This window comes from Bifidobacterium panos (genome assembly GCF_012932445.1).
GTDB classification, from domain to species: Bacteria; Actinomycetota; Actinomycetes; order Actinomycetales; family Bifidobacteriaceae; genus Bifidobacterium; species Bifidobacterium panos.
Genome location: NZ_JAAIIJ010000003.1, coordinates 142,781 through 165,026, shown reverse-complemented (window position 1 = coordinate 165,026; position 22,246 = coordinate 142,781). Strand labels below are relative to the sequence as shown.

The 22,246-nt window shown below is 61.8% G+C and carries 15 protein-coding genes; 13 read left to right on the top strand and 2 right to left on the bottom strand.

Annotation, left to right across the window (positions count from 1 at the left end; translation table 11 throughout):
• Positions 1 to 6: 6 nt before the first annotated feature.
• Complete coding sequence (locus tag G1C94_RS01850) at positions 7 to 2,157, bottom strand: hypothetical protein (RefSeq protein WP_335341196.1); 2,151 nt, start codon at positions 2,155 to 2,157, stop codon at positions 7 to 9.
• A 338-nt stretch (positions 2,158 to 2,495) separates the two neighbouring features.
• Between G1C94_RS01850 and G1C94_RS01845 the strand changes: the two genes are divergently transcribed.
• From G1C94_RS01845 to G1C94_RS01785, 13 genes are all read left to right on the top strand, one after another.
• Positions 2,496 to 5,672, top strand: a complete 3,177-nt coding sequence (locus G1C94_RS01845) for a tetratricopeptide repeat protein (RefSeq protein WP_172144096.1) — start codon at positions 2,496 to 2,498, stop codon at positions 5,670 to 5,672.
• Positions 5,673 to 5,729: 57 nt separating this feature from the next.
• Positions 5,730 to 8,411 (top strand): NAD-dependent DNA ligase LigA, encoded by a 2,682-nt coding sequence (ligA, locus tag G1C94_RS01840; protein ID WP_172144095.1) that lies wholly within the window; start codon positions 5,730 to 5,732, stop codon positions 8,409 to 8,411.
• A 262-nt stretch (positions 8,412 to 8,673) separates the two neighbouring features.
• A complete protein-coding gene (argC, locus tag G1C94_RS01835) occupies positions 8,674 to 9,768 on the top strand; it encodes an N-acetyl-gamma-glutamyl-phosphate reductase (RefSeq protein ID WP_172144094.1) in 1,095 nt (364 codons plus the stop codon).
• The gene (argJ, locus tag G1C94_RS01830) at positions 9,765 to 10,934 is read left to right on the top strand and encodes a bifunctional glutamate N-acetyltransferase/amino-acid acetyltransferase ArgJ (protein WP_172144093.1); all 1,170 of its coding nucleotides are present in this window, start codon (positions 9,765 to 9,767) and stop codon (positions 10,932 to 10,934) included. The genes argC and argJ overlap by 4 nt, the downstream gene beginning before the upstream one ends.
• Before the next feature lie 309 nt (positions 10,935 to 11,243).
• Positions 11,244 to 12,197 (top strand): acetylglutamate kinase, encoded by a 954-nt coding sequence (argB, locus tag G1C94_RS01825; RefSeq protein ID WP_172144091.1) that lies wholly within the window; start codon positions 11,244 to 11,246, stop codon positions 12,195 to 12,197.
• Positions 12,187 to 13,470: an acetylornithine transaminase gene (locus G1C94_RS01820; RefSeq protein WP_172144089.1), complete on the top strand. Its 1,284-nt coding sequence runs from the start codon at positions 12,187 to 12,189 to the stop codon at positions 13,468 to 13,470. Before argB ends, G1C94_RS01820 begins: the two co-directional genes overlap by 11 nt.
• Before the next feature lie 42 nt (positions 13,471 to 13,512).
• Positions 13,513 to 14,481 carry an ornithine carbamoyltransferase gene (argF, locus tag G1C94_RS01815; protein WP_172144087.1) on the top strand — a complete coding sequence of 323 codons (969 nt, stop codon included), beginning with the start codon at positions 13,513 to 13,515 and terminating at the stop codon, positions 14,479 to 14,481.
• On the top strand, positions 14,478 to 14,981 hold the full coding sequence (gene argR, locus G1C94_RS01810; RefSeq protein ID WP_172144085.1) for an arginine repressor: 504 nt from the start codon (positions 14,478 to 14,480) through the stop codon (positions 14,979 to 14,981). The genes argF and argR overlap by 4 nt, the downstream gene beginning before the upstream one ends.
• 272 nt (positions 14,982 to 15,253) lie before the next feature.
• Positions 15,254 to 15,628, top strand: a complete 375-nt coding sequence (locus G1C94_RS01805) for a hypothetical protein (RefSeq protein ID WP_172144083.1) — start codon at positions 15,254 to 15,256, stop codon at positions 15,626 to 15,628.
• Positions 15,629 to 15,961: 333 nt separating this feature from the next.
• Entirely contained in the window at positions 15,962 to 17,200 is a 1,239-nt protein-coding gene (locus tag G1C94_RS01800; RefSeq protein ID WP_172144082.1) for an argininosuccinate synthase, read from the top strand.
• Positions 17,201 to 17,371: 171 nt separating this feature from the next.
• Entirely contained in the window at positions 17,372 to 18,844 is a 1,473-nt protein-coding gene (argH, locus tag G1C94_RS01795; RefSeq protein WP_172144080.1) for an argininosuccinate lyase, read from the top strand.
• A gap of 110 nt (positions 18,845 to 18,954) precedes the next feature.
• Positions 18,955 to 19,446 (top strand): HD domain-containing protein, encoded by a 492-nt coding sequence (locus G1C94_RS01790; protein WP_172144187.1) that lies wholly within the window; start codon positions 18,955 to 18,957, stop codon positions 19,444 to 19,446.
• Between the two features lie 6 nt (positions 19,447 to 19,452).
• Positions 19,453 to 20,229: a putative ABC transporter permease gene (locus G1C94_RS01785; RefSeq protein ID WP_172144078.1), complete on the top strand. Its 777-nt coding sequence runs from the start codon at positions 19,453 to 19,455 to the stop codon at positions 20,227 to 20,229.
• A 46-nt stretch (positions 20,230 to 20,275) separates the two neighbouring features.
• On the opposite strand, the gene G1C94_RS01780 is transcribed toward G1C94_RS01785, so the two are convergent.
• Entirely contained in the window at positions 20,276 to 22,096 is a 1,821-nt protein-coding gene (locus G1C94_RS01780; protein ID WP_172144076.1) for a DUF975 family protein, read from the bottom strand.
• Between the last annotated feature and the right edge of the window lie 150 nt (positions 22,097 to 22,246).

Below are 22,246 nucleotides of genomic sequence, written 5' to 3'. Positions count from 1 at the left end.
TCGACGCTACGGAACGAACCAAGACAGGACGTCATGGAACAGCCCCGGATTATTGCCGATCAGATTGTCCTGACGCCCCACGGTGAACAGCGACAGCACGGCGATAAGCGCCGACCATAGCAACACCAGCGCAATGACGGCACGAAGCAGACGGCGTGGCAGCGAAATGGTGTCGTCACCGACCAGCTCGTCGCCGCGAGATGGTTCCGAGAGCACCCGCAGCAGGCCAGGCAGGGCGGCGAGGGAAAGCAACCAACCGAAATCGGCCATATAGCGCCAGCCAAGACCGGCGCTCATCGCGTCGAACACCACTATGACCATCGCCAGAGCCAAGGCGGACAACAGCGTCGGGCCGCACCCGCCGCCGCGCGAACCGCGCTTCAGGAACGGCAGCGCAAACGCCAGCAACAGCAAGGGGCACAGGGTGATGAGGCCGCCGACCATCGGCTCCGCAAACACCCATTCGGGCATGGGCGTGGGCGAAAGCGCCACCCAGGGAAAGCGCGCGATGAAATGCAACGGCAGGAACAGGTAGTAGCCGATGACGGGCAGTGCATCGACAAGCGGCGTGTGGAAGTGGGTCATGTCGGTGACGGTGAGCTGGTAGGCGTTGCCGAAGTCGAATGGCGAGCCGAACCGCGCCGCATTGTAAGCCATCAGCGGCACCACGGGCACCAGCGCGGCCCCCAGCACGACGGCCGGTGCCTGCACGGCCTTGCGCCACGGAGCGCGCCCGCTCAGCACGCCGGTCGCCGCCGCGCGAATCTGCGGCCAGAACAGCGCAATGCCCAGCAGCGCGGCGAGGCAGAAAGTGGGGCGGCACCCGAAGTTCGCCGCAATGCACAAAGCCCCCAGCCCAAGGTGGGGCAACGACAGCCCCGGCGCGCCGGGCACATGCCATATCCCGGCGGCACGCAACGGACGTCGCGGGGTCTGGGCCCCCAGCCACAGCCACAATCCCAGCGAGGTCAGAGCCATCGAGGCCGCGAACGGCACGGAATAGAAATTCCGGCGAAACAGCAGATAGACGGCATCCGATCCCAATATCGTTGCACAGACGGCGATTGACGTCGCGGCCAGGGAAGTGCCGGGGGCGATGCGTTCGATAAGGCGGATTACAAGCAATGCCAGGAATATGAGCGCAAACAGCATCAGTGTCGGCACAGCCGCGCTGGTGGGCAGCATGCGGCCGGTGAGCAACTGGTATGGCATATAGAGCAACACGGCCGGCAGCACGCCGAAATACGAATACCAATGGCCGTCCTTGTAGGCGTAATCCCAATAGATCGGGCTCACCCCCTCGGCCAGCAGACGGCTGCGGGTTGCCGGGTCATAGGGGTTCGCGGCGTGCGCCAGCTCTTGCGGCACGTCGAGATCCAGCCATGTGTGGCCGTGCAGCAGGGCATTGGCGATATGCCCGTACTGGTCGAAATCATAGGTGTATCCGCCCTGTTCATGGAACACCAGAGCGGTGCTGCCGCCCAGTTGCCGGATGCAGAATATGGCCGTCGCCAGTGCGCATGGCGCGACCAGGGCGGCGAACGCCAGCCGTTGGGCGCGGCTGGAGGGATCCAGTCGGATGCGCCACAGCTTCGAGCCGGGGCGCCAGCAGGCCACGGCGGCCAATATCGCAAGCATGATCGCCACTCGCAGAGGGCTCACGGAGAACGGCACGTGCACGTTCGCCCGCACGGCGCGAATCGGAACAATCGACCCTTTCGGCTCCTCGATGCTCACACGCAGGGTTCCCGCGCCATGTGCGCGGAAGAACAGGGAGCGCTCTGATTGCGAGCTGAACGAGGTGGCTGCGGTGCTCGCCCCGTTCACCGAAGCGCGGATATGCACGGTGCTCAGTGCATCATCGGAAGCGTTCGCGGATGAGACGAGGTCGATGCGCGCGTAATCGGACGAGCCGTCCGCCTTGACCTCAAGCCATGCGGCGGTCGGGTCGGTGATGCGCAGCATCCCGTCGTCGGTGCGTTCAAGGCCTGCGCCCAGCGTGTTCTCATACGCCGCCGAATCCGTGCTCGCCCCGCGCGTGCGCCAATACGGCAGATTGAACGCCACGCATTCGACGAGCAGAATGGCCAGCAGCGCCGCCAATGCGGTGAATATCGCGCGGCGGTGGCTGGAGAGAAGGGATGGCAGATGGGGCACTCCATCATTCTATAGGCAACCTATGGGCAACCCATGAGCAACCTGCACCCTATAGGCGGTCCGCCCGCCGACGACCTTTCGGGAAAAGAAACCCGTGGGGGCAAACCCCTGGAAGTGAACTTAAGGGAGGTAAACCCATATAGGAGACAAAACCATAGCGAACTGGCAGCAGACCCGCGGCAGATTGCCGAAAAACCCATAGGAGGTAAAACCCACGAGCCAAACCCGGTAGGATACAAAACCCATAAGCAAACCCACCAGCAACCATCGGGTAACTTACCGTCAGCACACAGGCAGTTCTCGTGCTCATGTCTGGTTGCGTTGGAAGAATGGAAAACATGGCAGCACGCAAGTTCCACTCCGATTCCATGGCGAGTGCCCTTGAGCGCGCGCGGCGGTGGACGTCGCGACTGTCTCGCCAATTGAAGACGATCATCCGTCGCGTCGATCCATTCGCAGTCACTTTTGAACAGCAGCATGTCGAAAGCACCGGTTCCGACGAACTGGCCATACTGCTCGCCCAACTCATCGAGAACAGCGTGAGATTGGGGCCGTTGATCAAGCGGCGTCTGCTGAATTTTCACGACGTTCCCGAGCATCTGACCTTGGGATGGGCGCAGTTGCCTGCATTCCAAGGCAACGCTTTCGCCCTGGGCGTGTTCACCGACCGCGACCATTTCTCGCAGATCGCCGTGGCCGACGGCAGGGGGCGCGTGTTTTTCAGCACCGAGGCGAGGGCGGATCTGCACAATAGCCAGCCGCGTTTCATGCTGATCAAGGAACGCTCGAATTACGGTGACGTTGTTGGGCGTGAAGCCAACGGGCGCATGACATGGCTCGCCTCCTGGTCGCGTTCCAAGAGTGGGTATCGGCTTGATCAGATGCGTCACAAGCTGCCCCAATCGATGCGCGAAGGTCTGGAATATCGTGACGCCATGGCCATCTCCTTCTTTGCCGCTTATGTGTTGCCTCAGATGCAGGGCACCCTGATTGGTTTCGGTTCGGGCAATATCTTTCGCCGGCTCAACCGCGAGGCGCCGATAGGGGCGATTCGCCGCTCGGTGAGCGACATGCATGATGCCCGCGCGCACGGCATGCGCGTGTCCGGTTTGGAGGATCATTTCGCCGAGCTGATGCGTGAGGCCGGAGCGCTTGACGAAGTGCCCGGCCTGGAGGCCATGCATGGCGCGGAGCCATTGCATTTGTTCACTTCCAGCTACTCGGGGCGATATTTCTTCAGTTGGGATTCGTCGTTGGAATTGGCGCCTGTATTGCGCGCGCTCGCCATCGAAGGCAATCTGAACCGTTTCGCCATGGTGAGCGCCTGGCTGGAACGCAACGCGAGACTGGGTCTTGAACCCACCGAGGAAACGGTGTCGCGCGCCCAAGCCTCCGCCATCGATTTGCATATGCTCGACAACCCGGCCCTGCTCGCTTTGGGAGTCGACGAGGCGCCGGATCCCGGGAGCAGTTCGATGTGGGCGTTGTTTGATGCCGCGCATCGCACCGCGCACGATCTCGGCCCGAACGATTCCGAGTGGGGGTATCGGCAGGCCATGTCGCTGCTGGTGCGCCGCTTGCGTCTGCCATATCGCTTCGATGTTTCGGTGCGTTCCAATCTTGCCGACAGAAGGGTGGCCGTCGGATTCACGGCGGCGGGCGTGTCGATGATGCCGGCGAGCCGGTACGACGAACAGTCGAGTTCGTGGATCGAGCTGGATGATCGTGAACGCGCGGTGATGAGCGCCGCCTACAATCTGCGGGTTGGACTGATGCTGGCCATGCTGAGCTTCGGTGCCTCCGATCAGGTGAACGAGGTGTCGTTGCGCGTCGACTCCTTGGGGTTGGAGGAGGCCATCGCCGAACAGGATTCCGCCATCCAACAAATGATGAGTGAGGCGCTTGGCGCGTTTGAACGCATGCAATCCGGCGATATGGGCTCGGGGCGTGGCGAACCCAAAGACGGTGATTTTCACGGCGACCCCATGCGTACTTCGTCGTCTTCGGTGGCCGATTTGGAGGATGAGGACGGCTCCGACGACGCCATGCAACGGCGTTTCGAGGATTTGGTCAAGGACATCGACATCGATGAGACGGTGTTCTGCGCCCCCGGTGATGTGCCGGATGATGCCGACGAAAACGGGGACGACAATGACGATGCCTCCGACGACCCGATGAACGTCCTGAGGCGCAATCCCACAGTGCGGTGTCTGGCCACCGTTCGCTTCACGCGCGAGGAGTTCTTGGCCAGAATGGCACAGGACGGGCTTGAGCACCCGCAAGACACCTACCGCATGTTCGAGGCGACCATGGATGTGGACGGGGACGGTGCGTTGGAGCCGATCACCGCCGACTTCGACCTGCGCGATGGCATGTTCGCTCCGGTTGGGTCCCAGCGGGAGCCTGAAATGGCCGACCATAAGTTCAGCCCACAGGCGGCGCAGGTGCTAGGGACGGCGAATGCGCTGGGTCTGTCCATTCAACGAGCCGACCTGATCGAGCGCGCGGACGGCGATTTCCACCGTCTGGCCACCGACGAATCGCTGCCGCGCGTCACCAAGGCCCGCCACGCCATGCAAATCGTCGATATCATCGCCGACCCGGAGCTCAGCGAGCAGGCACCCACCATCACCAGTGCCCTGATTGACGGGCACGACACTCCTGCGGTGTCGTTGAAACTGTCCTACGATCTGGACAAAGAGCGCGCGAGGGTGCGCGACCTGCTGTTCTCCGGGCAGGCCGATCAGGCCATCCAGTCGGGCGAGGAGATTCTGCAACGGCTCGATGCGCTGTTTGCGCGCAATGATGGGGTGCCGCGCTACTTCAACTCCTATGCCGAACGTGTGGTATATAACCGCCTGTTCGCCACGCCGGGGGAGCGCACGGTGCTCATTCCCGACAATCTGTTTTATGCGCACATGGAAATGGCCGACGTGCTCTCGCAACTTAAAGGGGCCGAGGCGTCGCTGGGGCATCTTAACGCGGCGGTCGCCTATGCACCGGCCTATCCGTTGCCCCATCTCAAGCTCGCCGTGCAGCTTGCCCGCAACGAGGATTGGGATTCGGCGCGCGCGGCATGCCTGAACGCCTTGCTGGTGGCACTTGACCGTGACGATGCCGCGTTCGCCTATTATCGCCTCGCTTATGCCGAGTGGATGCAGGATCGTTTCGATACCGCCGCCGCGGCCTATATCATGAGCGACTACATTGCCCCCGGCCAGATTGGGGCGCTGCAAGGCGAGTTGCAGGAGTTGTTCTCCCGTGCCGAATCGCAGTGCATATCGGTGCCGGCGACCGTCGCGGAGGCCGCGCCTCTGTTGCATCGCAAGGGTCTGCCTGTTTGGCCACATACCGAGGCGGCCGGCATTGTGCGTGACGCGGCGCGCCTGACGGTGGACGAGGGGCTATTCGTGCCGGCCCGCACTTTGTCGGTGGCCGCCGCGCGCATGAACGACGATGACGCCAACGGCATCGACGTGGTTCAGGCCCAGTTCATTCGTTCCTTGAGCGAGTAGGGCTATAAGGCATCGTATAAGGCGTATAAGGTATATAGGGCATTAGAATCGGCAACTATGAGCACAACCGAACAGCTGGCTTGGGATTTTGACAATATGACGGCGGGGGGCGAGGCCGTTTGCAATGAAGGGGTCGCCCGCTTTGCGCCAGGTTGCGCGCAATGGGTGGCCGCATTGCAAGCCACCGACGACGACGCCTTGCGTCTGAATCGTCTTGATGTCACTTCGATGGACGGGCAGGTGGCGGCCAGACTGTGGGCGAAGGTCGCCGCGTGGGTCGAGGCCGACCAGATTGCCTATTACATCGACGACGCGCCGGTGAGTTCCGACGCCGCGTATGACGCGCGCATGCGCTGTCTTGAGCGTCTTGAGGCGACGTTCCCCACGCTGGACAATCCGCAATCGCCCACGCATCGCGTCGGCGGCACGTTCTCCAACGATTTCACGTCGGTGCGCCATCCTTCGCGCATGATGAGCCTTGACGATGTGTTCTCCGTGGAGGAATTGCGCGACTGGTATGATTCCATGCTTCGCGATCTCGATTGGCCGCAAGGCAAATCGTTGCCGATGAGCTGCGAGGTTAAAATCGACGGCCTCGCCCTGAACCTCATCTACCGTCACGGCGTGTTGGAACAGGGGCTGACGCGTGGCGACGGCGTCACCGGCGAGGACATCACCCTGAACGTGCGCACCATCGGCTCGATTCCGGCCAATCTTGGCGGACCGGCCGAAGATATCCCCGATTTTGTGGAAGTACGCGGCGAAGTGTTCATGCGTTGGGATGACTTCCAAACGCTGAATACCGAGCATGAAAATGCCGGCCAATCGCCTTTTGCGAATCCGCGCAACGCGGCCGCCGGGTCCTTACGGCAAAAAGACCCACGCATCACCGCCACCAGACGACTGAGCTTCTACGCGCATGGCTTGGGGCGCTTGCAGTGGGGGCCGGGCCACCGGGGGCACGACGAGGTCAATGATCAATCCGAAGCCTACGCGCTGTATGCCAAGTGGGGCATCCCCGTCTCCCCGCACAACCGCACGGTGAATTCCCTTGACGAAGTGCTGGAGATGATCGACTATTACGGCGAGCATCGCGGCGACATCGAGCACGCCTTGGATGGCATCGTCATCAAAGTGGATGACTTGGCGCTGCAACGTTCGCTGGGTGCCACTTCGCGCGCGCCACGCTGGGCCATCGCCTACAAATACCCGCCCGAAGAGGTGAACACCGAGCTGCTGGACATCACCGTGCAAGTGGGACGCACCGGGCGCGTCACGCCTGTTGCGATTTTGAAGCCCGTGCATGTGGCCGGTTCGACGGTGGCTCGCACCACGTTGCACAATCTTTCCGAGGTCAAACGCAAGGGCATTCTCATCGGCGATATCGTGGTGGTGCGCAAGGCGGGCGATGTGATTCCCGAACTCGTCGGGCCGGTGTTGGAGCGGCGCGAAGGGCGTGAGGAAAGTCTACGCGAGTTCGTCATGCCCGAGCATTGCCCGAGTTGCGGTGCCAAACTGGCTCCGGATAAGCAAGGGGACAAGGACATTCGCTGCCCGAACGTCGAAAGCTGCCCCGCGCAGCTGACCGAGCGCGTGATTTCAATGTCCATGCGCAAGGCCTTCGACATCGAGCATTTGGGGATCCAGTCGGCCATCGCGCTGACCAACCCCGAAGAGAATCGCCCCGATTCAGTCGACACTTACGCGCCGAATATCCAGGAGTTTCTTGTCGCTCCCGGCGAAGAACCCCCGGTCTACGAGCCGGCCCCGGGGCTGAGTTTGCCGCCGGTGCAACAGCCGGTGCTGACATCCGAAGCGGGGCTCTTCGATTTGAAAATCGAAGATCTCAAAGACATACACGTGTGGCGCGAGACAGCAATCATCGAGATTCGTGAAATAGCGGACGAGAACGGCAAGACGCGCAAGGTGCGCAAGAACCTTGGCGGTTCCGGCCTGTGGCACCGGGTTCCCGCGTTTTGGACCGCGCCCTTGGTGGCGCTCAAGGCCGGCAAGGTGCGCAAAAGCGATGAACGCTATCCCGGTTATCACTTGCCCGATGGCGCGGTTGTCGTGCGTGAGGATACGAAGGTGTCGCGCACCGGAGCGCGCGAGGTGGTGCCGATCGTCATCAAGCCCACCGAAAACACGCGCAAGATGCTCAAGGAGATCGACAAGGCCAAGCATGTCGATCTGTGGCGCGTGCTCGTCGCCTTGTCGATTCGCCGGCTCGGCCCGCCCACCGCGCGGCTGATTGCCTCATCTTTTGGTTCGTTGCAGGCCATTTCCCAAGCGAGTGTGGAGGATTTGACCAAGATTGACGGCGTGGGGCCGGAAATCGCCGAATCGGTGGTGAGCTGGTTTGCCGCCGCCCGCAATCCCGACGATTGGCGCGGGCAGATTTTGGCGGCTTGGCAGGCCGCCGGTGTCGGGGTCGGCCAGATGCGCAAAAGCGATGTGCCACAGACTTTGGCTGGCAAAACCGTGGTCGTCACCGGTTCGCTGGAGGCCTTCTCGCGCGATTCCGCCAAGGAGGCGATTGTGGAACGCGGCGGCAAGGCTGCCAGTTCGGTGAGCAAGAAGACCGATTACGTGGTGGTCGGTGCCAATGCCGGTTCCAAAGCCGCCAAAGCCGAGGCGCTCGGCATTCCAATGCTCGACGAAGCCCAGTTCCAAGCCCTTCTTGATGGCGGACAGCCCAGTGAGCTATCCGCCTCGCCCTCAACGGACGAACTCATCTGACCGTAACAAGTCTCTCCCGTGTCTTTCGTGATATTCCGCCGACATAACAGTTCGTCCTTGGCCCATCCCGGTTGCAGCGTCTCTTACCATCGTTCTCAGTGTGCATGCCGCCCACTCATGCACAACAGCCTCGTGAGCTGTTTGATGGGTCTGGGCGAATATGGAGGCGAGTTCGCCTTACGCCACTGAATGCATAATTATGCAGTAGTCTGTATACCGTTGTATGCTCAGTCGTATCGAATAAACGATAAAGGACGTGAATATGGCGAAATATACGGTTGCTGTGGCGGGAGCCACGGGGTATGCGGGCGGTGAGGCGTTGCGCATTCTCGCGAGGCACCCCGATTTCGAAGTGACCTGCGTGGCCGGGCATTCCTCGGTGGGCGAATCGATGGCGAAGCATATGCCTCATATTCCCCAATTGGCCGATTTGGTTGTGGAAGACACCACGCCCGAAGTGCTCAACGGGCACGATGTGATTATTCTCGCGTTGCCGCACGGGGCGTCGGGCAAGCTCGCCTCGCAGCTTGACGACAACGCAATCGTTGTTGATTTGGGCGCCGACCACCGCCTCGAAGAGCAAAGTGCGTGGGATGAGTTCTATGGCGGCGACTTCTATGCTCACTGGACGTATGGCATGCCCGAACTCATCGTGGGCACCAATCCGGACGGCACTTACGCACGTCAGCGCACGGCCCTGCCTGGCACCAAGCGCATCGCCGGCCCCGGCTGCAACGTCACCGCCACCACGCTGGCCATCCAACCGGGCATCGCGCAAGGGCTTGTCGAGCCGAAAAGCATCGTGGCCGATCTCGTCGTTGGATATTCTGGCGCGGGCAAGAATCTGAAACGCACCAACCTGCTTGCCGCCGAAGCGTTGCAATCCGCGCTGCCGTATGGCGTGGGCGGTACGCATCGGCATATCCCCGAGATTCTGCAGAACTTCGCCCATGCGGCCGGCAAAAACGCGGCCGCGGCCAGCGAGTTCACGTTGAGTTTCACGCCGGTGCTGGCCCCGATGTCGCGAGGCATCCTCGCCACCGTCAGCGCTGCCATGAGCGACAAAGCGCGCCAAATGAGCGACGACGAGATTCGCGCCGCATGGGTCAAGGCCTATGAAGGCCAGGATTTCATTGTGCTGCTGCCCGAAGGCGCACTGCCCGCCACCGGCAACGTCATCGGCTCGAATGCCGCGCACCTGCAGGTGGTCACCGACCGTAAGGCCGGGCGCATCATCGCCTTCGCCGCCATCGACAACCTCAACCGTGGCACCGCCGGGCAAGCGGTGCAGTCACTGAACATCGCCCTGGGGCTGCCCGAGGATCAGGGCCTGAGCAAGATCGGAGTCGCACCGTGAGCGTCACATTCGCACAAGGATTTTCCGCAGCCGGCATTGAAGCCGGCATCTCGGCGGCGGGCAAAAAAGACCTCGCCCTCGTGGTCAACAACGGCCCGCTCGACGCGGCGGCCGGCGTATTCACCCCGAACCGTTTCTGCGCCGCTCCCGTTGTCTGGTCGCGTGCCGCGGTGTCGGACGGGCATATTAAGTCCGTGATTTTGAACTCCGGAGGCGCAAACGCCTGCACAGGCGAAGCCGGCTACGCCCAGTCCAAGGCCACCGCCGAAACCGTTGCCGGGCTGCTCGGCTGTGATGCCGACGACGTGGCCGTGTGCTCCACCGGCCTGATTGGGGAGCTCCTGCCGCTCGACCGTGTGCTCGACGGCGCGAAGGCCGCGCACGCCGCGCTTGCCAGCACCGAGCAAGCCGGAGCCGACGCCTCGCAAGCCATCATGACCACCGACACCAAGCCGAAAACCGTGGAGCTGACCGGTTCGACCGGTTTCAAGATCGGCGGCATGGTCAAGGGCTCGGGCATGATCGCCCCGCAGCTGGCCACCATGCTGTGCGTTATCACCACCGACGCCGTTGTTTCCGCCGGCCAGTTGCAAGCCGCGCTCGCCGTTGCCACCGAGCATTCGTTCAACCGCATCGACGTGGACGGCTGCATGTCCACCAACGACACCGTGCTGCTGCTCGCCTCCGGTGCCTCGGGCGTCGAACCCGACTCGGATGAGTTCAACAAGCTCGTCAGTCAAGCCTGTGCATCCCTCGCTCGTCAGATCATCGGTGACGGCGAGGGCGCAAGCCACGACATCAAAATCACCGTCACCGGTGCCACCACCGAAGAGGCCGCGCTCGCCTGTGGCCGTGCCGTGGCGGCGTCCAACCTGCTCAAATGCGCCATCAGCGGCAATGATCCGAACTGGGGGCGCATCGTCTCCTCGCTCGGCACCGTGCCGCCTGATGTCGCGCCATACGATGTCGAAAAGGTGACCGTCGACGTCAACGGCGTGCGCATCTGCGAACACGCAGGGGCAGGGCGCGATCGCAGCGAAGTCGACATGACGCCGCGCGAAGTGTGCATCGACATCGATCTGAACGCCGGCGAGGCCGAAGCCACCGTGTGGACCGACGACCTCACCCACGAATACGTCCACATCAACGCCGACTACGAAAGCTAGTGTGTTACGGGTGTCGGGCTGGGTGGTTGGCAGACCCGTTGTTCGACACCCTCCGGGCCGGTAGGCCAAGTCTTACGTCTCACAACAGGTCTGCCAACCACCCAGCCCTCATGTCCGCGTAACATGGCACTGGAGCGAGGGCTGGATTGGCGGCTGTCTTGTTATGAGACATAAAGCTTGGCCTACCGGCCTGGAGGGTGTCGAATAACAAGACAGCCGCCAATCCAGCCCGGACGTGACCCGAGACAGGCTTATAACGATATAGGAACAGACTTCGCTTACGGATAGCAGGAAAGGGAATATGGGAATATGAGCGAACTGAAAGGGCCCGGATTCCACTTCGACGTGCACACGGATCTGCGCGCCGACCAGAAGGCGGAAGTGCTTATCGAGGCACTGCCGTGGCTGGAGGAGTTCGCCGGCCAGCGCATCGTCGTCAAATACGGCGGCAACGCCATGATCGACGAGCATCTCAAGTCATGCTTCGCTGAGGATATGGTGTTTCTGCGCCAAGTGGGGCTGCACCCCATTGTCGTGCACGGCGGCGGCCCGCAGATTTCCCAGATGCTCAAGGCGCTGGGCATCAAGTCGGAGTTCAAGGGCGGCCTGCGCGTCACCACGCCCGAGGCGATGGACGTGGTGCGCATGGTGCTCACCGGCAAAGTGTCGCGTGAACTGGTGGGGCTGATCAATGCGCACGGCCCGTTCGCCGTGGGGCTCTCCGGCGAGGACGGCGGCCTGTTCTCCGCCATGCAGCGCCGCCCCGTCATCGACGGCAAGCCCGCCGACATCGGCCTGGTGGGCGACGTGGTGAGCGTGGACGCCTCCGCCGTGGAGGATTTGGTGAGCGCCGGGCGTATTCCCGTGGTTTCGTCCGTAGCGCCGAACGAGGAAGATGCCACCGAAGTGCTCAACGTGAATGCCGATTCCGCCGCCGCCGCCCTCGCCGCCGCCGTGGGTGCGCATAAGCTGGTGATTCTGACCGACGTGGACGGCCTGTATGCCGACTGGCCCGACCGCGGTTCCCTGATCGGCCGCATCGGCGTGGAGCCATTGCGCGACATGTTGCCCGACCTAGAATCCGGCATGAGGCCCAAGATGGAGGCGTGCGTGCGCGCCATCGACGGCGGTGTGCCCCAAGCGCACATCATCGACGGGCGCAAGCCGCATTCGATTTTGAACGAGATATTCACGTCCGCCGGCATCGGCACCATGGTGGTGGCCGATGAGGGCGTCGAGATGAGGAGTTCCTATGGCAAGTGAGAGCGCAGATCAGACACTGGAAACGCTTGGTTCCAAAGATGCCAAATGGCTGGGGGAGTATTCACGTGTGCACATGAACGTGTTCGGCACGCCGTTGCGCGTGATGGATCACGGCGAAGGCACGTATGTTTGGGACGTGGATGGCAACCGCTACCTCGATTTCCTCGGCGGCATCGCCGTCAACTCGCTCGGCTATGCGCACCCCGCGTGGGTGAAGGCCGTGAGCGAACAGGCCGCGAAAGTCGCCCATGTGAGCAACTATTTCGCCTCCGAGCCGCAAATCGAGTTGGCCGCCAAGCTCCTTGAACTTGCCGGTGCGCCCGAGGGCTCGCGCGTGTATTTCTCCAATTCCGGAGCTGAGGGCAATGAAGCGGCGCTGAAGCTCGCCAAGCTGCATGGGCGCACGCTGGCGGCCGACGGTTCGTCGCGTATTATCGCGCTGGTCGACGGATTCCATGGGCGCACGCTTGGCGCGCTGGCCGCCACGTATAAGCCCGCCATTCGTGAGCCGTTCGAGCCGCTGATGCCGAATGTCGAGTTCGTCGAAGCGGGTGACGCCGAGGCGCTGAAGGCCGCGTTTGAGGCGAGCGGAAAGGGCGATAAGGCCCCTGTCGCCGCCGTGATTATGGAGCTTATTCAGGGCGAAGCCGGCGTGCGGCCGGTCGGCGCGCAGTTCGTCAAGCAGGCGCGTCAGCTGTGCGACGAGAACCGCGCGTTGCTGATTTTCGATGAGGTGCAGACGGGCATCGGTCGCACTGGTGCATGGTTTGCCTTCCAGCGCGAAGACCTGTCTGACGGCGTCACGCCGGATATGGTCACGTTCGCCAAGGGGGTTGCCGGAGGTTTCCCGATGGGCGGCATGATTGCTTTCGGCGGCAAGCTCGCCGCGCTGTTCGCCCCGGGTTCGCACGGCTCCACGTTCGCTGGCAACCCGCTCGGCGCGGCGGCTGGATTGGCCACGCTGAGCGTCATCGAACACGAGCATCTGCTCGCCAACGCCGAAGCGCGCGGCACCCAGTTGCGTGAGGGGCTGATGGCTTGCGGCAATCCGCTGTACGTGTCGGTGCGAGGCCGCGGTCTGCTCGATGCGGTGGAACTGGGCCATCCGTGCGCCCACGCGGTGATGAACTGGTGTCTTGAGCGCGGGCTGATCGTCAATGCGGTGCGCGCCGATGCGTTGCGTTTCGCCCCACCGCTGATCGTCAGCGCCGAGGACGTGGACGAGGCGCTCGCCATCCTGAAGAACGTGCCCGCCGATCTGCCGGACGACTGATAAAGAAGAGACGTAAGTAGTAGATAAGAAGGAATACGAATTATGGCAACACCCGAATTGCGCCACATGCTGCGCGACGATGACCTGAACCACGAGGAGCAAAGCCAGGTGCTCGAACTGGCCATCCAGTTCCACAAGAACCGCTTCTATCGTCAGCCCTTCGCCGGTCCGCAAGCCGTGGCCGTGCTGTTTGACAAGCCGAGCACCCGTACCCGCTCCAGCTTCTCCATCGGTGTCGCCGAGCTTGGCGGCTACCCGCTGGTAATCGACAAGTCCGGCTCTCAGCTGGGGCGCGGCGAGCCGGTGGCCGACACCGCCCGCGTGCTCGACCGTATGGCCTACGGCGTGGTGTGGCGCACCTTCGGCCAAGAGCGCGTCGAGGAAATGGCGAAATATTCAAGCCATCCGGTGGTCAACGCCCTGACCGACCAGTTCCACCCCTGCCAGGTGCTCGCTGACTTCCAGACCATCGCCGAACATCGTGGCGGCGTCGATAACCTGAAGAACCAGACCATCGCCTATCTGGGCGACGCGGCTAACAATATGGCGAACTCCTATCTGCTCGCCGGTGCGATCGCGGGCATGAACGTGCGCGTGGCCGGGCCTTACGGCTATCTGCCCGACGAGCAAATCGTGGCCGACGCCGAACGCTTGGCGGCCGAAAACGGCGGCTCCATCCTGGTCACTACCGACCCGAAGGAAGCCGTGAAGGGCGCCGATTGCGTGTTCACTGACACGTGGGTGTCGATGGGCGAGGAAGCAGAATACGCCGTGCGTTCCAAGCCGTTCTGGCCGTATCAGGTGAACGCCGCGCTGATGGCGCTCGCCAAGCCGGACGCGCTGTTCCAGCACTGCCTGCCGGCCTATCGCGGCAAGGAGGTCACCGCCGAAGTGATCGACGGGCCGCAGTCCGTGGTGTGGGACGAGGCGGAGAATCGTTTGCACGCGCAGAAAGCGCTGCTCACGTGGCTGACGGGCAAGGCGCGTGGCGACGAAAGCCTGTTGTCATGAGCGAGGCGTCGCCGTTGCAGCGCCCGGCTTCCAGAGCCGCGCGTCTGAGCGCCATCGAACAGGCGCTTTCGGCTCACGTCGTCACATCGCAAAGCCAGCTCGCGCAATTGCTTGAAGACGAGGGCATCGCCGTCACCCAAGCCACGCTGAGCCGCGACCTCGACGAGATGCATGCGTTCAAGAAGCGCCTGCCGGACGGCACGATGGCCTACGCCGTGCAGGTCGATTCGGACGATCGTCGCCCGCTCGATTCCAAAGCCGAGCAGCAGATGTCCCGCGCGGTGAGCGGATTGATCACCTCGGTGGCCACCGCGCGCAATCTCATCGTCGTGCACACGCCCTCGGGGGCCGCGCAATACGTGGCCTCCGTCATCGACAAGCAGCCCGTCGACGGCGTGCTGGGCACCATCGCCGGCGACGACACCGTAATGGTCATCTGCGCCGACGACCCCACCGCCACCGCCCGCGCCACCTGGCTCCTCACTCTCGCCTCCAAGTAGCCGCATGCCTTGACTCTCGAAGTTTCCCGTTGAAGTGGTATTCTCGATGAACTGCACATACGATGAGGAATGGCGGGAAATTGTCAAACGCAAATCTGGCATGGGGTGATGAGAGTATTCGCCATAAGGGAATGTTGCGCCCGACTTATCTGATATGTGCTTGCGTTGTCGCTGATACGGCAGGAATGCGCAGTCTGCTCGAAAGTTTGAAACCGTCAGGTGCGCGCAAACTGCACTGGCGGCAGATGACGAGTAGGGATAAGAGAAAAGCCATGGCTGCACTTGAAAGCCTGGAATCGTTGTCGTTTATTATTGCTGCCGAACAGATGAGCACAATCAATGATGAGCGCGCTCGTCGCAAATGCTTGGAGCGTTTATTGCAGCTTCTTGAACAGCATGGCGTTGATAGGCTTGTTCTTGAAAGTCGAACCGCCTCGCAGGATGCGCGGGACAGGCACTTGGTATCCTATCTGTACACCAGCCATGTGCTCAGGAGCATTCGTCTTGACCATGTTCGTGGTGATTGCGAACCATGCCTGTGGTTGCCTGATCAGATACTTGGTGCATACGGTGATACGAAGTCTGGTGAGATGGATTTTGCGACTTTTCTTAATGAGAAGGTATTGGATGAGATTATTTGTTGCTGAATAGCGCGGAAGCCGGGCCCTATCATGTCACAGGGTCACCGACTTCCACTTCCAAGCCCACCCGCAGGCGACTGGCTTCATCGTCATGATAACCCATATGGGTTAACAATTCAAAGGGACGTTGGTTTTTGTGAGGAAAGAATCTGTCCTTGGCTTGGCAGCGGCGGACACGACTGTGGAAAAATGTACGCTGAGTGACGGTCGGTGTATGTTTTTCAGAAGCGAGTTGTGGGGGAAGGATGCTGCGTGTTGAGCGACGGGGATGACACGCCGTGCATAAATATACGGTGGTCTGTATATACTTGCATCAGCTCAACGTAAGAAAGGCAACTCATGGCAGATAAGAATCGTCTCGTACTGGCTTATTCGGGCGGCCTCGACACCTCCGTGGCCATTTCGTACCTCAAGGAGCGCACCGGCAAGGATGTTGTTGCCGTGTCCCTCGACGTCGGTCAGGGCGGCGAGAGCCTGGAAACCATCAAGGAGCGCGCGCTCGCGTGCGGCGCTGTTGAAGCCTATGTGGTGGACGCGCGTGACGAATTCGCCAACGAATACTGCATGAAGGCGCTCAAGGCCAACGCCATGTATGAAGGCGTGTATCCGCTGGTTTCCGCCATTTCCCGCCCGCTGATCTCCAAGCACCTGGTGCGCGCCGCCCACCAGTTCGGTGCCGACACCATCTCCCACGGCTGCACCGGCAAGGGCAACGATCAGGTGCGCTTCGAGGTGTCCATTGCCTCCATCGACCCCAAGCTGAAGGCCATCAGCCCGATTCGAGACCTGTCCCTGACACGCGACGTCGAAATCGCGTTCGCCAAGGAGCATCAGCTGCCCATCGTTCAGACCGAGAAAAGCCCGTACTCCATCGACCAGAACGTGTGGGGCCGCGCCATCGAAACCGGCTTCCTGGAAGACCCGTGGAACGCGCCCACCAAGGACTGTTACGCCTACACCGACGACCCGGCGTTCCCGCCCGTCGAGGACGAGGTCGTCATCGAGTTCAAGCAGGGCATCCCCGTCAAGATCGACGGCCATGATGTCACCCCGCTGCAGGCCATCGAGGAGATGAACCGTCGCGCCGGTGCACAGGGCATTGGCCGCATCGACCTGATTGAGGATCGCTTGGTCGGCATCAAGTCGCGCGAACTGTATGAGTGCCCGGGCGCGGTGGCGCTGATCACCGCCCATCAGGAGCTGGAGAACTGCTGCCTTGAGCGCGAACAGCACCGCATCAAGCGCGACATCGACAAGCGCTGGGGCGAACTGGTTTACGACGCACAGTGGTTCAGCCCGGCCACCCAGTCGCTCAACGCCTTCATCGAAGATACGCAGAAGTACGTCAACGGCGAGATTCGCATGACCATGCACGGCGGCCGCGCGGTGGTCACCGGGCGTCGCTCCGACAGCTCGCTGTACGACTACAACCTCGCCACCTACGATTCCGGCGACAGCTTCGACCAGAAGTCCTCCAACGGTTTCATCGACATCTACGGCTTGCCGTCCCGCGTGGCCGCCGCCCGCGACGTCAAATTCGGCCAAGGCATTGAGGTGCCCCAGAATACCGTCGAATAGGTTGTCATACTGGCCGGGTCAGGTAGCCGGCTGTTTCGTTGTTCGACACCCTCCAGGCCGGTAGGCCAAGTCTTACGTCTCACAACGAAACAGCCGGCTGCCTGACCCTCGTGATATTGCTATAACTCGACGGTATTTTAGGTGATAGGGAGCGCAGTAAGGTAGTGACTTATGAGTGAAAAGAATGAGCATCTGGCGCTGTGGGGCGGGCGCTTTACCTCCGGCCCTTCGCCCGAACTGGCGAAACTGTCCAAGTCCACGCAATTCGACTGGCGACTGGCCGACGACGACATTGCAGGGTCGCGCGCCCACGCCCGTGCCTTGGGGCGTGCGGGGCTGTTGAGCGACGACGAGCTGAACCGCATGGAAGCCGCGCTTGACGAGTTGCAGCGCCATGTGGACGACGGCTCCTTCGCCCCGATTGAGGACGACGAAGACGAGGCCACCGCGCTGGAACGCGGCCTTCTCGACATCGCCGGCGACGAACTGGGCGGCAAGCTCAGAGCCGGGCGTTCGCGCAACGACCAGATCGCCTGCCTGATTCGCATGTGGCTGCGCCGCCACGCCCGCGTGATCGCCGCACAACTGGTAAGCCTCATCAACGCGCTGATCGCGCAAAGCGAGAAGGCCGGCAAAACGGTGATGCCGGGCCGCACGCACATGCAGCACGCCCAGCCGGTGCTGCATGCACATCAGCTCATGGCTCACGTGTGGCCGTTGCTGCGCGACATTCAGCGCCTGATGGATTGGGATAAACGCATCAACGCCTCGCCGTACGGTTCCGGCGCGTTGGCCGGCAACACGCTCGGCCTCGACCCCGAAGCCGTGGCCCGCGAACTCGGCTTCGCACGGGTGAGTGACAACTCCATCGACGGCACCGCCGCGCGCGACCTCGTCGCCGAATTCGCCTTCATCGCCGCCATGACAGGCGTGGATATCTCCCGCCTGTCCGAGGAAATCATCATCTGGAACACCCAGGAGTTCGCGTTCGTCAAGCTCGACGACGGCTATTCCACCGGCTCGTCGATTATGCCGCAGAAGAAGAACCCGGATATCGCCGAACTCGCCCGCGGCAAGTCGGGCCGCCTGATCGGTGACTTGACAGGCCTGATGTCTACGCTTAAAGGCCTTCCCACCGCCTATGCGCGCGATTTGCAGGAAGACAAGGAGGCCGTGTTCGATCAGGTCGACACCCTCGAAGTACTCCTGCCCGCGTTCACCGGCATGGTCACCACCATGCGTTTCGACGCCGAGCGTCTCGCCGCCGAAGCCCCCACCGGCTTCGCCCTCGCCACCGACATCGCCGAATGGCTGGTCAAGCACGGCGTGCCATTCCGCCACGCCCATGAGCTTTCCGGCGCGTGCGTGAAAATCGCGGAAACCCGCGGCCAGGAGCTGTGGGACTTGACTGACGACGATTTCATCGCAACGTTCGCGGCCTTCCTGCCCGCCGCCGAAGCCCCCAAGGTGCGCGAGGTGCTCTCCAGCGAAGGCTCGGTCGCCTCCCGCAACGGCAAGGGTGGCACCGCCTATGGCCGCGTGCGCGAGCAGATCGCGGATGCCAAGCGCCAAATCGAGGAGTTCAAGGTGTTCGCCGATTCCATGTCGGACGGCCCCGCCTATCGCGCGCCGGGAACGTTCTGATACTTCCCAAATCAAATCATCCGTGCGAACGGGCATGGCATTAACATGCCCGTCCTACAATCGGACGCGGCAATATCGTCAAGATAACAAAGGAAACCGAAGCCGTGAGATTGCTCACCCGCGTTGAGATTCAGCGTCTCGTCGCCGAACACGGTCGTGAAGTGCTCGAACATGAGCATATGCAAATCGAGCGCGGCTGCTATCAGCACGGCAACGTCACCACCTACGCACATTCGATTCGCGTGGCCTGCTTGGCCGTATGGATGGCTGACCGCGCGCGTCTGTGGCGTCGCGTCGACCTGAAGTCGCTGATTCGCGCTGCGCTATTGCACGACTATTTTCTGTACGACTGGCATGATTGGGACGACGGCACCCATCGCTGGCATGGCTTCACCCACGGCGGTGCCGCGCTCGCCAACGCGCATAGCGATTTTGAACTCAACGAAATCGAGCGCGACAGCATCGCCCGGCACATGTTCCCGCTCACACCGATGCCACCGCGCTATATCGAAGGCTATCTGGTCACTCTGGCAGACAAATTGAGCGCCACCAAAGAAACGCTCAGCCTCGACCGCTTCAACAAGCCCTCCCGCCCGAGGTGATCGCGCATGCTGATGGGGTTGGTCAAGCTGTTCCTGTGGTTTCTGTTCTACAGTTTCTGCGGCTGGGTGTATGAGTCGATTCTCGTTTCGATTCAGGAGCGCAGACTGGTCAACCGCGGTTTCCTCAACGGCCCGCTGTGCCCGATCTACGGCACGGGTGCGGTGCTCGCCACGCTTATTCTCGGTCAGGTTCGCAACCCGGTGGTCGTGTTCCTGGTGTCCGCGATGGGGGCGACGATTCTCGAATATGTCACCTCGTGGGCGATGGAGCGATTGTTCCACGCGCGCTGGTGGGATTACTCCGATTTCAAGTTCAACCTCAACGGCCGCGTCTGCCTGCTGGGGGCGGTGGTGTTCGGCATCGGCGGCGTGGTTATTGTTTTCGGCATACAGCCTTGGGTGGCCGACGTCACCGACATGATTCCCGGTCAGGCGCTTTGCGCGGCTGCACTGGTGTGTTTTGTGCTCGGCATTGTCGATTTGGCCGTCACTGTCGCCGGTATGAGCGATTTCGCCTCCACTCTCGATGCGCTGACGCAAACCCTGCGCGATATCGCCGCCCGCGCCGGAGAGACCTGGCAGTGGGGGAGCGGTGCCGTTTCCGCGAAGATGCGCGAATGGTCGACCGGCTCGCAAGAAACGCTCAAACATATGCGTCAGGCCGTTTCAGGCACCATCAATGCGCAGCAACGACGTATGCTCGAATCCTTCCCGAAGCTCAAGGTCCCCGGCAAGGATGATGTTCTCAACTCCTTGCGCGAGCTGATGCGCCCCAAGCGCTGAGTAAGCCATTAAGCCATATAGCCATATAAGGCCATATGAGCCATGGCTATTTGGTTTGCGAAGTCGTCTCGTCCTTGTAATCCGTAATGCCGTGACCCGCGTTCGGATGCTGGCCGGAATAGATCTGGTCGCCCACATACACCACCACCAGCGCAATGGCCACCACGGCCAGAATCTTGCGATTGGCACGGTTGAGCAACTGATCGAGCGCCGGTGCCAGCAGATACACGATGGCCAACCCTCCAAGACCGAAGGTCAGCAACCCCTCGGCGCAGATACGCCCGTTGAGGTTGAGGAAATAGCCGGTGTAATCCCACCAACGCTGCCCGTGGGTCATCTCCAGATACCACGAAATGTAATATTCCAGCGCGCCGCACAGCACCACCGCCGCGACGAACTCCAACAGCGGCTTGTCGCGCAGCTTCTTCAGCACCACGAGGATGATGATGCCGCCCATGCCATAAATCGGCAGCCACGGGCCGTGCAAGGTGCCGCGATTGACGAAGTGCCCCTCCGTGATGAACGCCAGCGCCACTTCCCACAGCCAGCCGATGAAGCAGAAGATGAAGAACATCATCGTCAGGTTCAGCACCGAATAGCTGCGCATGGCGTCCAGCAGCGAGCCGGAGTTGGGCTTGCGTTTGCGCTGGTTCGGGTGCTGCCGCTGGTTCGGCGCGAGTCTGTTGGGATAGGTTTTGCCGTCGAGAACGGCGCGGGCGGCGCGTAATGCCGTCATGTTCGCCTTATAGGTTTCCCAATCGGTGACCTGCTGGGAGTGAGTCAGACGAATGCCCAGCCACTCGCACAGGAACCCGGCGAAACCGGTGGGCTTGCTCACGGTGGTGCCGGAAGCATCCACTTCGCTGATGTGTTCAGCCACATCGGCGTATGTCGACGCGAGCAGTTCGGGGGAGGGGGTGGTGAACAGATACTCGTCGTTCAGCTGCTGCGCGCCCTCGATGTTCTGCTGTTTGGCGAGCGCGCGCAGATAGGTGTAATACTCGGCCCAGAACGCCGCCTGATAGCCGTTGGAATAGAAGATGCCGCTCATGCCCAACGTGAGCCATGCCAGCAGATTCCAGCCGAGGAAGCTTAACAACGCCACGAAGGCCTCCCACTTGTGGCCTTTCATCATGCGCCGGGACAGGGTGATTGCGTCGCACGCCTTCATCGAGGGGTTTTCTGCGATGATGTATGGCACGAGCCGGTATGAGAAGCTTTTGATGATGCCGCCGACGATGGTGAGCCACCATAGGGTGAGAAACACGTTCTCGACGAACATCGTCCACGCGATGCGCGGCCATTGGCGCGTCCGGATGGGGAACATCATGTGGCGCATCGGCACCTGCTCATACACGCGCGCTTCGAGCACCATCCTGCGCGAGACGACCAGGTAGGTTTCGCGGATGAACAGCCACACGAACAAGTAGACGGCCAAGCTGAGCAGCACCGCAACCGCCACCGACGCGCCGCGCGAGTGCACGATGGAATGCACGGCCTCGGCCACCGACCTCAAAATGCTGCCGTTGGAAACGGTGTTGACCACACCGGCGAACACGCCGCGCGAACGGCCCAGCATGGGGTTGGTCTCCTGCGCGGCTCCGGGGGCTTGCGAGGAAGTGGTATCGCCGAAGAGCACATCCATCACCACGTTCGCCCAATCCATGCTCGTCACGGACGTTGTGGACGCAGAATCATCAGCATCCGCCGTTGCGATGGAGCTCGGTGACGTGGAGTAGTTCACCGCCCACATGGCGGAGGTGTATTCCGCGCCAAGGAACGCGGCGAACAGGCACAATACCACCAACAGCCAGTAATGGCGTTCCGCTGTGGTTTTGGCGAGTTCTTTCAGGACTTTGCGGTTCATGATTCCCCTATCGTCGCTTCTCGGCTCCCATTGTAGTGGCCGCCCGTATCTTCGCGCCTTAGGGGGCGTTAGTCTGTCGCCGCGTCCTGCGAGACTGGAACGCGCGCTATGTGCGCGGTTGTGTCAACAATTCGATAGGGGAGAATAACC

Excerpts from the sequence above, each read along its gene's own strand:
- G1C94_RS01845 (WP_172144096.1), top strand. The coding sequence starts at position 2,496 with ATGGCAGCACGCAAGTTCCACTCCGATTCCATGGCGAGTGCCCTTGAG.
- ligA (WP_172144095.1), top strand. The coding sequence starts at position 5,730 with ATGAGCACAACCGAACAGCTGGCTTGGGATTTTGACAATATGACGGCG.
- argC (WP_172144094.1), top strand. The coding sequence starts at position 8,674 with ATGGCGAAATATACGGTTGCTGTGGCGGGAGCCACGGGGTATGCGGGC.
- argB (WP_172144091.1), top strand. The coding sequence starts at position 11,244 with ATGAGCGAACTGAAAGGGCCCGGATTCCACTTCGACGTGCACACGGAT.
- G1C94_RS01820 (WP_172144089.1), top strand. The coding sequence starts at position 12,187 with ATGGCAAGTGAGAGCGCAGATCAGACACTGGAAACGCTTGGTTCCAAA.
- argF (WP_172144087.1), top strand. The coding sequence starts at position 13,513 with ATGGCAACACCCGAATTGCGCCACATGCTGCGCGACGATGACCTGAAC.
- argR (WP_172144085.1), top strand. The coding sequence starts at position 14,478 with ATGAGCGAGGCGTCGCCGTTGCAGCGCCCGGCTTCCAGAGCCGCGCGT.
- G1C94_RS01805 (WP_172144083.1), top strand. The coding sequence starts at position 15,254 with ATGGCTGCACTTGAAAGCCTGGAATCGTTGTCGTTTATTATTGCTGCC.
- G1C94_RS01800 (WP_172144082.1), top strand. The coding sequence starts at position 15,962 with ATGGCAGATAAGAATCGTCTCGTACTGGCTTATTCGGGCGGCCTCGAC.
- argH (WP_172144080.1), top strand. The coding sequence starts at position 17,372 with ATGAGTGAAAAGAATGAGCATCTGGCGCTGTGGGGCGGGCGCTTTACC.
- G1C94_RS01785 (WP_172144078.1), top strand. The coding sequence starts at position 19,453 with ATGCTGATGGGGTTGGTCAAGCTGTTCCTGTGGTTTCTGTTCTACAGT.
- G1C94_RS01780 (WP_172144076.1), bottom strand. The coding sequence starts at position 22,096 with ATGAACCGCAAAGTCCTGAAAGAACTCGCCAAAACCACAGCGGAACGC.